At 38.6% G+C, this 14,677-nt stretch carries 10 protein-coding genes; 3 read left to right on the top strand and 7 right to left on the bottom strand.

The genetic code is table 11. The annotated features are described in order from the left end of the window. Positions 1-103 precede the first annotated feature (103 nt). Both A5888_RS08965 and A5888_RS08970 read right to left on the bottom strand, forming a co-directional pair. Positions 104-1,093 carry a WYL domain-containing protein gene (locus tag A5888_RS08965; RefSeq protein WP_170924837.1) on the bottom strand — a complete coding sequence of 330 codons (990 nt, stop codon included), beginning with the start codon at positions 1,091-1,093 and terminating at the stop codon, positions 104-106. Next, entirely contained in the window at positions 1,074-2,318 is a 1,245-nt protein-coding gene (locus A5888_RS08970; protein ID WP_086350034.1) for a WYL domain-containing protein, read from the bottom strand. Before A5888_RS08970 ends, A5888_RS08965 begins: the two co-directional genes overlap by 20 nt. 119 nt (positions 2,319-2,437) lie before the next feature. On the opposite strand from A5888_RS08970, the gene A5888_RS08975 reads away from it, so the two are divergent. The 3 genes from A5888_RS08975 to A5888_RS08985 all read left to right on the top strand — a co-directional run bounded on the left by A5888_RS08975 (position 2,438) and on the right by A5888_RS08985 (position 7,157). Further along, entirely contained in the window at positions 2,438-3,715 is a 1,278-nt protein-coding gene (locus tag A5888_RS08975) for a class I SAM-dependent methyltransferase (protein ID WP_086350033.1), read from the top strand. 3 nt (positions 3,716-3,718) lie between these two features. Next, complete coding sequence (locus tag A5888_RS08980; RefSeq protein ID WP_086350032.1) at positions 3,719-6,280, top strand: metallophosphoesterase; 2,562 nt, start codon at positions 3,719-3,721, stop codon at positions 6,278-6,280. Between the two features lie 100 nt (positions 6,281-6,380). After that, positions 6,381-7,157 (top strand): nucleotidyltransferase domain-containing protein, encoded by a 777-nt coding sequence (locus A5888_RS08985; RefSeq protein ID WP_086350031.1) that lies wholly within the window; start codon positions 6,381-6,383, stop codon positions 7,155-7,157. 58 nt (positions 7,158-7,215) lie between these two features. Here A5888_RS08985 and A5888_RS08990 read toward each other — a convergent pair whose 3' ends face one another. The 5 genes from A5888_RS08990 to A5888_RS09010 form a co-directional block, all read right to left on the bottom strand. Next, complete coding sequence (locus A5888_RS08990) at positions 7,216-7,695, bottom strand: hypothetical protein (RefSeq protein WP_086350030.1); 480 nt, start codon at positions 7,693-7,695, stop codon at positions 7,216-7,218. 105 nt (positions 7,696-7,800) lie between these two features. Further along, positions 7,801-8,964, bottom strand: a complete 1,164-nt coding sequence (locus tag A5888_RS08995; RefSeq protein ID WP_086350029.1) for a cation diffusion facilitator family transporter — start codon at positions 8,962-8,964, stop codon at positions 7,801-7,803. A gap of 570 nt (positions 8,965-9,534) precedes the next feature. Beyond that, a complete protein-coding gene (locus tag A5888_RS09000; RefSeq protein ID WP_086350216.1) occupies positions 9,535-12,234 on the bottom strand; it encodes a YhgE/Pip domain-containing protein in 2,700 nt (899 codons plus the stop codon). 393 nt (positions 12,235-12,627) lie between these two features. Next, a complete protein-coding gene (locus A5888_RS09005) occupies positions 12,628-12,849 on the bottom strand; it encodes a hypothetical protein (protein WP_086350028.1) in 222 nt (73 codons plus the stop codon). 317 nt (positions 12,850-13,166) lie between these two features. Continuing rightward, positions 13,167-14,510, bottom strand: coding sequence for an FAD-dependent oxidoreductase (locus A5888_RS09010; protein WP_086350027.1), 1,344 nt, complete (start codon positions 14,508-14,510; stop codon positions 13,167-13,169). Between the last annotated feature and the right edge of the window lie 167 nt (positions 14,511-14,677).

The following is a 14,677-nucleotide window of genomic DNA, read 5'->3' on the forward strand; positions in this document are numbered from 1 at the left end:
ACAAAAAAGAAGCATGATGATTGTTCATCCATGCTCCTTATGAATAGACATACGTCGGTACTCTTATTGATCTCTTAATGACTTTTGTAAAAAAGCTTCTTTCCTAACGCTCTTTCTCTTGCGGGTCATTTATCACAGGCGAATACAATTCTTTTTGACAACGTAATCGATACTTGATTTGACGAATAAATGATTGTGGTTCAATAACTTGAAGAAATGGACCAAAGGATAAAATATTGATTAAAAGCTCCGTCTCATCTTGAGAAGGATAATAAATCGTCAATTGGTATTCATGGTCATTTTCTGTCTTCTGAGTAATTTTCCGATAATTGGAAAAGTGGAACATGGCCCGTTCCAACGTATCCCTATCATCCTTCAGCAGACAAACGATTTGCTTGTTCTTTATCTTAACTGACTTTTGGGAATCATCTATTATACCAAGCCGTTCTACATGAATGATTTCAGAGAGATTGAAAACAACACGTTCCCAGCTTTCCGTTTTTGTCTTTCTTTTTGCTCTTAAGCGGAACTTATCATTTTTCTGAGAATATTCCAGTTTCTCTGGGAATACGATATGCTGAACTACGGCCTCGCGACCCAAGGTCTGGTAATCAATACGTAAGACTTCCTTAGTCAAAATTGCCTGCAATAGGTTTCTCGCATTTTCCGCATACTGACGCTCCCGATACGAATCACCTTCCTGAAAACGATCAAAATAATCGATCATCTCAGCAGAAAACAATGGCTCTACCTCTGTCAGTTCTTCCAAAAGAGCCGCAACACGTGTTGGTTCTAGAAAGTTATGAATACGTTGATCTTCAAGCATCGTTTTCAGCCAACGCTTTTCCAATAGTGTGACGGGATGAGTAGGGGTATTCTGTAAAATACTGGAATACCTGCTACCCTGCTTTTTAAAGAGATGCCAATTTTCTTCCTCTCCGGTCAAAAATGGCAAAAGACTAAAAGCAGTTTCTCCATACCCATCTTTCTCCAATTTTTTTCTGATTGTTTCTTCACTCTGATCCTCAGACTGTAACACTGTAGCAAGCAGTCTGAAATACTTCCCATAAATTTCATGAAACAGTGGATTCATCCTGTTCACCTCCAAAATACAGCGCATACATCTGCTGGTAATCCTTCCAAAATTGCTGTTCCCACGTACGATTGCTACACTGGATACGCTTGATTCGGCCAAAAAAAGTACGCAGAAAAGGATTGAGGGCAACCATATCTACTACTGCAATAGAAAATAGGTATTCATTTTCTCCTGTGCGGGTTACTGTTCCCATCCGCTTTTCTTTCTCCAAACGACGGACCAAATAGTATTCTTTCTGTTCATCAATGGCTAGATAAACATGCAGCTTCTGCGTTTTTCTCGTTGTAAATGCTGCATTCCAAGTTAAGCTCTTTTGTTTTTGAAATTGCTGCTCGACTTGCTCAAACTGTCTAGCAACACCTTCAAGTTTAACTGCAGCAATAAAATTGATACGAATAGAATAGAGGTGTCGCTTCCCAGCTACTCGACCAATCAGATATTGACGACCAGACTCACAGCTGGAACAAATTTTCACAGGAATGAAGTGTTCAAATGCCTGTCGATCTGTTTGAAAGGAAATCTCTCTTCTTGATCGAATTGCTTCGAGCAATTGCAGCAACACTTGGCTGTCTAGCACTTGAACAGGAAAAACATGCTTAAACTGAAAAGCAGAAGCTTCTCTGTCTTCTCCTCTCAGAAGGTATTCGCCTAAGATCCCAATCGGAAATATTTCTTTATAAAAGCTGATTGCCAACCGAACTTCTTCATCCAAACACAATGACGGTACTTGAGAATAAATACATTCCCGCCCACTTTTTTCCTCTATAAAAATCCCTAGCGCTGTATATTCCTTGATTTTCTTTCTGACTGTCAATGAGTCTAAAAGATACCCATCACTAAAATGGACTAAGTAAGTTTCATCGATTTGATCGACGATTTCCTGTATCGTCCATTTCTCTCCATCAGCGAAAATATCAAGTAAAACAAAATGTAGAAAGATATCATTCTTTGTAAATGATTTTGATTGCCAAACCTGTGCCAGCGGATTGCTGCTATTTTTATGAGGATCGATCTCCAGACGTACTCGCTTTTTCCCATGAACGATATCCGTCTCAATCCATTCAGACAAATAACTCTCGATTCTTCGTCGTTCATTATCGTAACCTCGTTGACTACCATAAGAGAATTCATCGCGTTCCTTAAAGCCATACACATAAAAATCTCTCGTATATTTACGGATCGTATCGAAATTTTTTACCAACTCTTGAAATTTCCTTGCCATACCAACCTCTCCTTCCCATTCATTTTAAACAAATGCGACCACACTACGCAACTTTTTTTAAAAGATAGTTGGTCATACATTCGTTATGATTAGGGTACAAACTTACAGGAGGTTCTATCATGGCAATTATCAAACTTTCATCAACCAACCCAGCGCTCTCTTACATACTTTATAAAAATCCAGCTAGCGGTATTCAATTGAGACGAATCCGAAAGGGGATGGGCTACGGCTGGTATCACGGTGAACAGAAATACCTCGCTTACTTTACCGATCAGGGAACGACAGCTCTATCCTTTCGACCAAACAGAGAGGAAGAATTTCATTATCTAAATGTGTCTCAATATCAAGCGCCTTTAGTCTATCTGGCCTTGATCACTGAATTTTTTGATCATCCATTAAAGCTACAAGAGCAAGACAGTAATGGTTTTGAGCACTGCTTAGAACTACCGTTTATTGCCATTAAAAGAGAGCACTTCCTGCTCTTCTTCCAGCGTCAATTTCCAGATATCCAGTTTGAATATACTGAGCTCATGCCCGGACATGGCAGTCTGGTACTGCATACCATGCGTCCACTCCATGATCTGCTTCATACTACGCAGTTATTTTTACTTTTTCAAGCTTTGTTTGCGAAAGAATTTCTAGATGAGTCGGACACCTTGATTCAAAAATATGTCCACTCCTTAAATGCGGTCGATGCGCCTTTTTACATCAGAAATTTATTTGTCCGTAATTTTATGGGACGTAGAAATTACTTTAACCGTTTTATCGAAGAAGCTTCAGCGACCACTCGCTATACGATTGATTTCAGCTTTGGCGGAACAGGTTTGCAGCGAAGAAATCTGGCAGAATCCTTGTTGACCTTCGATTATCCTATTTTAGATGTCGGCTGCGGTGAAGGCTTTTATATTGCTGCTTTCAGTAAGCAGTTAGGCTCATTGCCCTATTATGCAATAGATATTGATCCAGAGGTTCTGGCGACCGCACAACAACGCGCAGAGAAAAAGGAGCTGGAAAACGTAACCTTCTATTCTTCCTTAGAAAACTGGGAGAAATTGACTATAACTGAAGCAGTCGATGTTTTGATGATGGAGGTCATCGAACATATGCCACAAGAAGAAGCTGCTGCACTGATCAAAGCTGTTTTAGAAAAAAATACGCATCAGCTTATTCTTTCAACACCGAACAAAGAATTCAATACCTATTACGATTTAACAGATGAAAAAAAACGACATGAAGACCATCACTGGGAAATGACTCGTCCTGAATTTCAGCAATGGCTTTCCAAAATTATTGATCAAACCAGCTATACGCTCGAATTTCTGGCGATAGGTGATACGGTAGATGGCATTCCTACAACACAGGGTGCTCGTATTTTAAGAAAAGAAAGGAAGGGCTAACTCATGCTTATTCAAACAAACACTCACACGATCTTTCTATTGATCGGCCCAACTGAATGTGGAAAAACAACCTTCTCCAAAGAAGTTCTTATGAAGCAGCTTAGCTTCCAAGACGAAGAAAATAATTTTTACAGCAATGTCCAATACATCTCCTCTGATGATCTTCGACAAGAAGTATTGGGACACGCTTATGATAAATACGATCAAGTCATGTTGGAAGCAAGCAATATTGCATTTCCTTATTTACGTAAAAAGCTGGAATTTGTGACGACTTACCCTGTCTCTGCAGAATTTGTCATTGTGGATACGACCGGACTGGCAAAAGAGTTTAGACAAGAAATTCTTGATATCGCCAAAGCGCAAAACTACAATATTGAAGCTATTGTTTTTGATTACAAAAACCGTGATGATTTCTATGCCAGTGAACGTTCTCGCCGGTTGATCAGCACGCACATCCAACGATTGAAGCGAGAGGCTCTTCCTTCCTTGGCAAAGGAAAACTATCATGCCATTCATCGTATTCCTAAAAAAGATTTCTCTGATATTACGGTGACCATTGCTGATAAAGAGGAGTACCTTTCCTGTCTCCTTCCACCTGAACAGACATATACAGTAGTCGGGGATGTTCATGAATGCATTCAGACTTTGCAAGACTTATTGACACGACTTGGGCATACCTTGACAGATGGACAATTGATGATCAATGAGCACAATGGAAAGGTCATTCTAAATGGAGACTGGATCGATAAAGGAAAGCAGACCAAAGCAATCGTCGAGTTTCTCTACACAAACCGTGAACAACTTCTTTTTACCATCGGAAACCATGAGCATTTTGTTTATCACTATCTGAGAGGCGAAATCAAAGGAGTCGATCCTCAAATCTTGACCAGCTATTTTGATTCCATCTCCGTTCTTCAAAAAGATGAGCCGCTACGAGAAAAATTCTTTGCTCTGGTTGAACAGGCGAAACCCTTTTATCGTAGAATCGGTGGTGAGCAACAATCCTTTATCGTGACACATGCCCCTTGTAAACAGAAGTATTTAGGCAAGCTCAATACTTCTGCCAAAAGAAGACAGCGGAATTTTCGGTTGGATAGAGAACAGCTGATTGAGCCGCAACTGGCATTCTTGGAAAAAGAAAGTTACTTCAATTTACCGCTGCATATTTTTGGTCATGTAGCTTGTGAAGCACCTTTCCGCCTCAAAAATAAGCGCAGCGTGGATACCGGGGCAGCTTCCGGAAATAGGCTGACAGCAATTAAAGTTCTTCCCTATAAAACCATGCTTTATTCTGTCTCGACAGCAGTTGGTGAAGGGGCTGCGGAAAAACTGCCGCAACTTTTTTCAAAGCCTAAGAAACCGTCTTGGCACTCTTTACCGGAAGACAAGCAACGTCGTTTGCGTTATATGGCCAAGAATCAGGTACAATATCTTTCTGGAACTATGTCTCCTTCCGCAGCTGATCCTGAAGCCAATGAGTTGGAATCACTGGAAAAAGGGTTGAACTACTTTAAAGATAATGGTGTTGAACACGTCGTTCTGCAGCCAAAATATATGGGCTCTCGCTGTAATATCTACTTATCTACCGCTATCGATCAATGCTTTGCAATTACAAGAAATGGATACCTTGTTCAGCGTTTGGATCTCGTACCTGTTTATCAACAGCTCCTACTGAAATTCAACTCGTATATGATTGAGAATAATATCGCTACGCTTCTTCTTGACGGCGAGCTAATGCCTTGGAGCGCACTTGGAAAAGGTCTGATTGAAAAAGAATATCAGCCCATTGCATTAGGGATTGAAAAAGAATTGGCCTTTCTTTCTGACAATGGATTCGAAACAGCCTATCAAGAAGCTATCTATAAAATGAATCAAACGGATTACCAAATAGATCGTCATCACAAAGATAAAAAAGCACTGTCCGCACTTTATGGTAGCTATCCGGCAAGACAGTTTGCATTATTGGCAGAAACTGAGAAGCAACAGGTCCACCTGAAGGATCAGACAGCTTATCTTGAAACATATAAAAAACAGATTGAGTTATATGGCTATGAATCTGAGCTTACCTATAAACCTTTTAACTTGTTGAAAATCATTTATACCAATGGAAAAGAGGAGATTCCAGAACAAAAAACTTCGGCTATCTACTCATTCTTGTCAGATGATCCCTATCTATTGCTTGATTTGACTCACCCTACTGCTTTAACAGATGCACAAACCTATTTTCAAGACATCACAGTTGAGCGCCAAATGGAAGGGGTTGTTATTAAACCCGAGACAATTAATAACGATAAAGTCGCTCCGTTCATGAAAGTCCGAAACAAGGAGTATCTGACATTGATTTATGGCTACGATTATTGTGCTGAAAAACGTTACCATAAGCTGATCTCAGATAAAAAAATCAAAGGGAAGCTTGCATCCTCTATAAAAGAGGCCAAATTAGCAGAAGAGCTATTGAACATCCCACGGAATGAAATTTCAGAAGCAAACTCGGAATACATGGACCTTCTTGCAAGTATGATTTTCGAATTCGAAAAGGAGAAAGCGTTAGATCCAAGGCTATAATAGAACAGTGATTCAGAGTATCCGCTTTAAATAAAGATCGTCATACATCCCTGTATGGCCTTTCTAAAGAAAGCCGCACTCTACCAAAGGAGGGGAAAATATGAAAGATAAAATCATTCAAGAATTGAAAAAAATTGAGGCATCTGAAAATATTCGAATTTTGTATGCTGTCGAATCAGGTAGTCGAGCTTGGGGCTTTCCTTCAAAGGACAGTGACTACGACGTACGTTTTATCTATACTCGCCCAAAGGATTGGTATTTACAGCTGCAGAAAACAAAGGATACCTTGGAGTACCCTATTTCTGATCAATTGGATATCAGCGGTTGGGACTTGGACAAAACCTTGATGCTTTTGAGAAAATGCAACCCTTCGTTGTTGGAATGGCTTCATTCTCCCATAGTGTATATGACTGAACCGCTTTTTTACCAGGACCTTCTTGTCTTATCTGAACAAGCTCAAAATGATAAAAGCCTAATTTATCACTATTTACACATGGCAAAAGGAAACTACCGAGACTATCTTCAGGGAGAACAAGTAAAAATCAAGAAGTATTTCTATGTTCTACGCCCTCTATTAGCTTGCTTATGGATTGAACATCAAAAACAGGCACCACCTGTCAGGTTTGAACATTTGCTTGAACAGCCTCAGCTTTCAACTGCTTTTCTGGCTGAGGTTGCCAAGCTTCTCAAAAAGAAACGCTCTGGAGAAGAAATGGCTATGGAACCACAAATTCCAATTATTGACCAATTTATAAAAGAACAGCTTGAATATAACACCGCTCTGGTTTCCACTCTTCAAGCCAATCCATTTTTATCTCAAAAAGAAATCAACACTTTCTTTTTAAACTGGTATGGAATCTGTAAAATTACTATTTAAAAAACATAAAAAAACCTTTCAAACGAATAAAAATCGTCTTGAAAGGTTTTTTTATAAGTTATTGTTCTTCTCTTCTAAACAACTCATCTTCATAGCGTGAAAGAGTACGATTGTTTAAAACGATATATGGCTCTTCTTCTTCCTCGTCCTCTGACCGCTCTTTTCTTAATGGTCCTCTATCCAGCTCGTCTCTATCAATCATTCGCTCCCTTGACTTAAAGTGAGAACTTTCCGTAGCACCATTTTCAGCGAATACAGATTCCAAATGTTTTTTAGGTTTGGAATTTTCTTCAATTTGAAAAAACGACTCTTCTTCATATTCCGGTTCTTCCATCAAATAATCCATGCGTTCTTCTTCCATTTGAGGTTCTTGATCCAAACGAAGCTTCCCAAATTTCAGTGCATTGAGATCTTCTTGAAGAATATCCCGCTCATCAAGTAGCCGATACATTAATTGCTTTTCCTTCACCAACAAGAAACTCAAGACAATAATAACGACGACAAAAAAGTACATAATTGCCAAAAATGCAAAATCCATCTCCCTCAACTCCTTATGGTTAAGAATAACACGGAAATTTCTTTTTTACGTATCAGTTTTTTTTGAAAAAAAGTAATTTTATGAGAAAAAAGAACATTAGTCATTTTAAAGTAAGTAATTATGATCAAAAGTTATATCAATTTCGCATATTCCTATATATTTATTAACATTATCTTGTATTTTTTTCAAAATAGCCTGATCAGACAGCTCATATTTACTTGGAACAACCAAATCAAAATACAACGCACTTTTTCCATCGTGAGAAACAAACCGGATATCATGTGCCTTGAGAATTGGATCAATGGAAGCAAGGATTTTCTTTACCTCCTGATGAACAAATTGTTGCTGTTCATCGTATAAATTTACCGGATCTACGTGACAAACCAATTCAACCCCTAACTTCTCTTTGAAGACTGCCTCGATTTCATCAATTACCTGATGCGCTCTGTTCAATTCCCATCGATCATCCACTTCAATATGAACCGAAGCAAAAATTTTATTCGGGCCATATTGATGAATCAGCAGATCATGGTAGCCCACGATCTCATCAAATGAAGATAAAAATTGTTTCATTCGATCAATTGCCTCTTGATCAGGACGTATTCCCATCAACTCATTGATAAATCCCCAGAGTAGCTGAATCCCACTAAAAATGATATAAACAGCTATCACACCTCCAATATAGCCGTCTAATCGCCATCCGGTAACTCCCTCAATAGCCGTAGAAACTAAAACAGCTATCGTTGTAAATACATCATTCATGCTATCCTTGGAGGCAGCTATCAGGGTGTCGGAATTGATTTTCTTTGCTACTTCAGAATAAACTGTTCCCTGCCAAATTTTCAAAAATATAGACAGCAATAATACCAATAGTGTAATCCATGAAAAACCAATACTTTGTGGCTCACGAATCCGGTCAATGGACGTCAGTAAAAATTGAAAACCAACAAATGTGATCATTAAAGAAACAAACATTCCACTAATATATTCAAAGCGTTCATGTCCATAGGGATGTTCCCTATCCGCTGGTTTTCCAGCAATATAAAACCCTACTAAGGTCAAAGCAGAAGAAATCATATCTGACAAGTTATTCACAGCATCAGCCATGATCGACACACTTCCAGAGAAAAAACCGATAGAAAACTTGCCAATAACTAAAATAAGATTTGAGATAAGCCCCATTATACCGGCAAATATCCCAAAACTCGTACGTGGATCTTTCCCCGCCCCATATTTCTTTTCAACCAAACCAAGCATTCCTTTTATCATAAACCATCCCAACCTTAAATTAGAGTATTTTAAAAATATACCGCAACGGCTCACCTTTTGCACATGATATCCTACTTTTTTTAGCATCTTTTTATTATTTAGAATCCCCAATATTTCCAGTCTCAGTCCACCTTTTGATTAAAATTAGGAGTGCCTAGCTTTTTTCTTTACAAAAAAGCGGCCGGACCAAAAGCGATCTGCTTCAAGAAAAAAGCCGGAGAGCCTTGAAACACAGTGGTTTCCCACTGATGCATTCTCGCTTGTGGCTCATCACAGTTTAGGACCTACGAGTGTTGAGCGGACAGCGACGCAGCTTTTGGACCGCCGTTGATTCAGATTGTAGGTATAGAGAGATCGGTAAATTTCTTTTTGTCCTAGCCTCTCCCCTTTTGAAACATCAAAAGCTAAAATAAATGCCATTTTTTTCATCTTCTTTTTTATTGAAAGACCTGCACTCTCACTATACTCCAGAAATAGAAAATAGTGGGCAAGGTATTCCGTCGAATACCTTACCCACTAATTTTAGTATATTTTTATTTTAGAAGTTGACTTCTTCCACCTACTAAACAATCAATGGAAGATATGGCTTTTATGAGAGATTTCAGCTAATTTCTTCATTTTAGGCTCAAGTATTGGGTAAAACAGCGTGCCCAAAATACCAACCACAATCATCAATACGGTAAGTATAATGATCGCATGCCACGCATTCGGCCAATAAATCCCCCCGGCCGACTCTCTCAACAGATTCACTGCATGAGTAAACGGCAAGAACGGGTTAATAAACTGGAAGAATTTTCCTGATACTTGAATTGGATAGTTCCCGCCACCTCCGGAAATCGACAGTACGAGAATAATGATCGCTATCCCTTTCCCGACATTACCAAAGAGTGCGACGAGGACATAAACCAATGTCATGAAGCTTAAAGCAATCAGCAATGCAAACAATACACTATATACAGGTGCTTTGACATCTACACCTAGTAAGAAGTAATTCCCCAAGGTAACGATCAGTGCTTGTGCAAGTCCCATTACGATGAACGTTAACATACGTGCAGAAAACATTTCTCTTTTTGAAAAGCGTTTTTTATCCTTTTCCTCTAAATAATAATCTGTTGTTGCAATACTGGAAAACAAGACAGCTCCCACCCATAAACAAAGTGCTGTATAGAAAGGTGTGCTTGCTGAGCCATTATTCGCAATCGGATAAATCTGATTTTCTTTTACTTCAACTGGCGCAGTGAAGAACTCGCTTTCTGAAGTTGCATCCAATTTTAGCAGCTTAAGGACTTCACCTAAGTCGACTTCACTTTCTCCTTTACGAATCGCATCAGCAGCCTTATGAAGCCCAGTTTTGATATTTGGCCAATCATTCTTGATTAAATCATTTGCTTGAGTCAATACAGCCTCAACTTGTGGTAATTTTTCATCAACCATTGACAATGTACTGGTGATATCAGATTTTATCCCAGGGTAATCATTTTTAATAAAATCAGCTGCTAGCCCCAACTTCTCTTCAACAATTGGCAACTCATTATTGTACAAATCTGCTCCTTTGTTGATTCCATTTACAATCGTATCCATATGGCTATTTAACAATGTATTCGCATCATGAACTTCCTGCTTGATTGCAGGTAGCTGCCCTTGGTATTTTTCTAAAATACCAATAGCTGTTGACACTGTCGTTTCTGTCTTAGCCAAGAGTGAAGCAAAATCGATTTGTTGTGCTTGAGAAAGGACGCCTTTGGCTGTTGTAATCGTATCAATCAAGCTCGTCAATAACGTATTGACGGTTGCTGTGATTTGGTCTGTATTGATGCTGCCAGCAGCCGAAGATATATTGCTTGCTGTTGTGCTGATTTCACTCAGGATAGCTTGAAGCTCAGCTGTTGTTATTGCATCTGTATTAATCCCATCCACTCGATTCTTCAAGCCCTGAATCAGTGTGCTGATACTACTCAACTGATCAATAATTCCCTGAAGCTCTTGATTTCCTGCAGAGTTCTGGATATTTGTCAATAATTCCATCAACTGTTGAAGTGCTGTCGTCTGTCCATCCAGGCTTGTCGAAAATTGGGTCAACAATTGTTTCAATGAAGCTCGTTCCTCCGGAGTCAACTCATTATCAGCTAGCATTTGCTGAATCTGTGCTGTGATGGAAGAAATATTCGAGCTGATCGCTTTGACCGATTCCAAAGTTACCTTCACACTGCTCGAAATGCTTGGTAATGCTGCTTGCAACTTGGTTGCTCCGTCTAAAGTAAGAGTACCTAGCTGATCTGCCTGTTCCCCTAGCTTTTGAATATCCGGTAAGGATGTTTGCACCGCTTGGATAATGGTGAGCCCCTGTTTAGCTTCTTCGATACCATCACTCATCACTTGCTCTACAGAAACAAAATCCTCATCGATCATTGCCAACTGAGCACCGGCATTTTGAATTTCCGGAATCTTTTCCTGCAATGTTAAGATAACTTTTGCTTGGTCTTTAATTGTTGGCATCTTGTCATTCAGTTCAGTAACCTTCGTTGTCAATCCATCGATCTGGGGAATGTAATCAACAAACTCATTTGCTTTCGCCAACTTGTCCTTGATTTCCGGCATTTTTTCGTGAAGTGTCACGACCTCCTGAACATAGGTATCGATTGTCTCAATATTTTCATCCGTCGACAAAATCAGATTTTTCACCTTGTTGATGCTGACCAAATTCGAGTCGATATCATAACCAATCTCATTGAACACTTTGATCAACGTACTGCTGGCTGTGCTAATAAATTGAGAGGAAATCTCAGATTGCAATGACATTGCACCTTTATCGGTTATTTTTGGTGCAATTGCATTGATTTTTTCGTTAACAGAATAAATAATTTCCGGCTTCTTGATTTCTCCCGTCGTGAAACTCAATAAATCCTTTGAAAAATTCTTTGGTAAATAAATACCCGCATAATATTTTCCGGATTTTACCCCTTCATCTAATTCCTTTTTAGAATCAACAAATTTCCAGCCCAACTGTTTGTTTTCATGTAAATTAGTTAGAACTTCCTCCCCGATGCTGATCGTTTTTCCTTGAAATTCAGCTGATTGATCATCACTGTACACAGCAATCGGCAGTTCGCCAGTATTTGCGTAGGGGTCCCACAGAGCTTTGATGTTGAACCATGCGTATAATGAAGGAATAATCATCAAAGCAACGATCAATAATGCTGCAATCGGATTTTTCCAAATTCGTTTCCAGTCCAAAATAAATAATTTGAACGTATTTTTTAAATGTCTCATCATTTCACCTGCTCCTTATAACGGACTTACTTTAGCACAACTTCTATTGCTGTAACAGCTTGAATGCTTTGGCTAGACCTATTTTTTAGACAACTTTTTTGATTTGTCGTAAATATGACCAATTGTTTTAAAGAATCTCTAAAGCTTTGCCTGTATGATTAAATCATACAAACAACTGCCTATACTGTTCAAAAAGAATCTTCTGTTCGCTCGTCTTCTTTTCCTCACTTGTGCAAGACATGAAGAAAACGAGGCAGAAGTAACTATGCACCAAATATCTGTTACCTCAGAAAATCCTTATCATTCTCTGAGATAAACAATATATTCGATCATAGTATCTCTGTCCCGTACTAGTTCCTAAAAACTACAGCTACCCACAGAAAATGCTTCATGCTATTTGGCATATGCCTCAATAATTTCCTTTACCTCTGCTACCTTATCGGGATTCAAGTAAGAAAAAAGGCGCGGCATAACTCCAGCCAAGTATGCCTTGTCTAAGCCCCCACGTTGTTTTCTTTGGACAATCTCTTGAAGAAGGGCGCTCATTTCTCCTTTATGTTCTTCTGTTGCCCTATTCGTTATAGAATCAATGAACAGCTGCTCCTGTTTTTTCATACCTATTCCTCCCAGTTACATTTTCTCTATTATAAGATGAAACGGTCATAAGTAATAATAATTTGATTTATTTCTGATTGTTTTCTGATTACATTCCAAGAAGCAAATCAGACGGAAATTGTTATTTTTATTTACCAATGGTTGCTTTCCCTGTAATCGTATTTAAAGAAAGAATCAAAATAAGAATTGTTTCGAGCTCTAATTACACATGCGCTGTCGACCAAAATATCCAAAGGAACAGCAAAATAAAAAAGTGCTTTTCTCAAATTTTACAAAAAATCTGAAAAAAACACCTTTTTCCTGAACACGTTCAGTCTCTATTTTTTATACTTTTTAATCATGAATTCATATGCGGCTTGGCTAATGATTCCCATCGGTCGATTCAGTGCTGGATTAAAATAGAAGTCCATTGTAACCAATTCGTCCATGGTCACTTCTTTTTCGATTGCCAAGGATAATGTGTTGATAATCTGAGTAATATCCTTCGTTGACATAATCTGACCACCAATCAAACAGTTATCTGTTTTTGAAAATACTAGCTTAATATAAACCTCTTCTTGTATTTCCAAATAAGGTAATTGATAAGGTAATTTCAAAAAGATACTGTCAACTTCAATCCCCTCAAAGTTCGCCTCTGTTTCAGTAAGACCTGTGCTCACTACATAATAGCCAAAAACATGTGTTGCTGTTGTTTTTTGTGTTGTTGTATACCTCATAGGATTCCCTAAAGCATTCATCGCTGCCACGGTAGCACTTCTTACAACGTTATTGACCAAAGGGATGAAAGAGCGTCGATAGCTATTATGGACTGGATAAGAAACAACATCCCCCACTGCATAGATATTAGGATCACTTGTTTGCATGGACTCATTTACACGGACTGTTCCATTGGAATTTAAATCTAAAAACTCCTGAACAAGCCTCGTATCCGGTCGAGCGTTGACTGCAATCACCACAAATTCATTCTCAATTTCTTTGGTTGTTGTGACAGAAATGAAGGGCTGTTGCTCTGTATCTTTAAATCCCAGCACCGTCTCATTCAAATGAATCTGTATCCCCGCTTTAAGCATTTCCTCCTCGAGAATTTCGGAAAGCTCCCTATCTATATAGCGGAATAAAATCGTATCTGCACTTTCAATCAAATGAATCTCTTTTCCTTTATCTTTCAATGCGTCACAAAGTTCTATACCAATATATCCTCCGCCAACAATCGATATACTGTCTGCTTCTTCTATCTTATGTAACGCTTCTAAAGAGCTCGCATAACTTTTAAAATAAGTAATGCGGTCATTGTTCGGTAATGTCAAATTCATTGAAAACTGGTTTGAGCCAGTCGCAAGAATCAACTTATCGTATGTTATAACTGTTCGTTCACCAGTCAAAGATTCGTACACAATCTCCTGACTGTCTGGATCTACAGAAACAACTGTAGATTCCAAATAGACATCTATCCCCAATTTTTTCAGATCTTCTGCCGTTGCATAACGTACGTCATCCAGCTCATCTACCATGTCATTTAATTTTATAATGATCCCACTAGAAACAAAACTTATATTATCTCTTTTCTCTATCAGAATTATCTCTACTTTCGGGTCTAATTTCTTTATAGTCAAGGCAGCATGAATCCCGCCATGAGAAGCGCCAATAATTACTACTTTCAAGATTCCATTCTCCCTTCAGGTAAACTCTATTATTACCAGAGTTTGAGACACCCTTTGATTCTATTATATATAACTTCTATGAAAAAAGAAATCCGCAGTTGCGAATAATATTCTTTTCTCAGATTAATATTGCCATTTTATCATGAATCAAGTATGCTTAAAGTGAG

The sequence above is a fragment of the Enterococcus sp. 9E7_DIV0242 genome, assembly GCF_002140975.2.
GTDB classification, from domain to species: Bacteria; Bacillota; Bacilli; order Lactobacillales; family Enterococcaceae; genus Enterococcus_L; species Enterococcus_L clewellii.

Coding starts and splice junctions, on each gene's coding strand:
- A5888_RS08965 (WP_170924837.1), bottom strand. CDS start 1,093: ATGAATCCACTGTTTCATGAAATTTATGGGAAGTATTTCAGACTGCTT.
- A5888_RS08970 (WP_086350034.1), bottom strand. CDS start 2,318: ATGGCAAGGAAATTTCAAGAGTTGGTAAAAAATTTCGATACGATCCGT.
- A5888_RS08975 (WP_086350033.1), top strand. CDS start 2,438: ATGGCAATTATCAAACTTTCATCAACCAACCCAGCGCTCTCTTACATA.
- A5888_RS08980 (WP_086350032.1), top strand. CDS start 3,719: ATGCTTATTCAAACAAACACTCACACGATCTTTCTATTGATCGGCCCA.
- A5888_RS08985 (WP_086350031.1), top strand. CDS start 6,381: ATGAAAGATAAAATCATTCAAGAATTGAAAAAAATTGAGGCATCTGAA.
- A5888_RS08990 (WP_086350030.1), bottom strand. CDS start 7,695: ATGGATTTTGCATTTTTGGCAATTATGTACTTTTTTGTCGTCGTTATT.
- A5888_RS08995 (WP_086350029.1), bottom strand. CDS start 8,964: ATGATAAAAGGAATGCTTGGTTTGGTTGAAAAGAAATATGGGGCGGGG.
- A5888_RS09000 (WP_086350216.1), bottom strand. CDS start 12,234: ATGAGACATTTAAAAAATACGTTCAAATTATTTATTTTGGACTGGAAA.
- A5888_RS09005 (WP_086350028.1), bottom strand. CDS start 12,849: ATGAAAAAACAGGAGCAGCTGTTCATTGATTCTATAACGAATAGGGCA.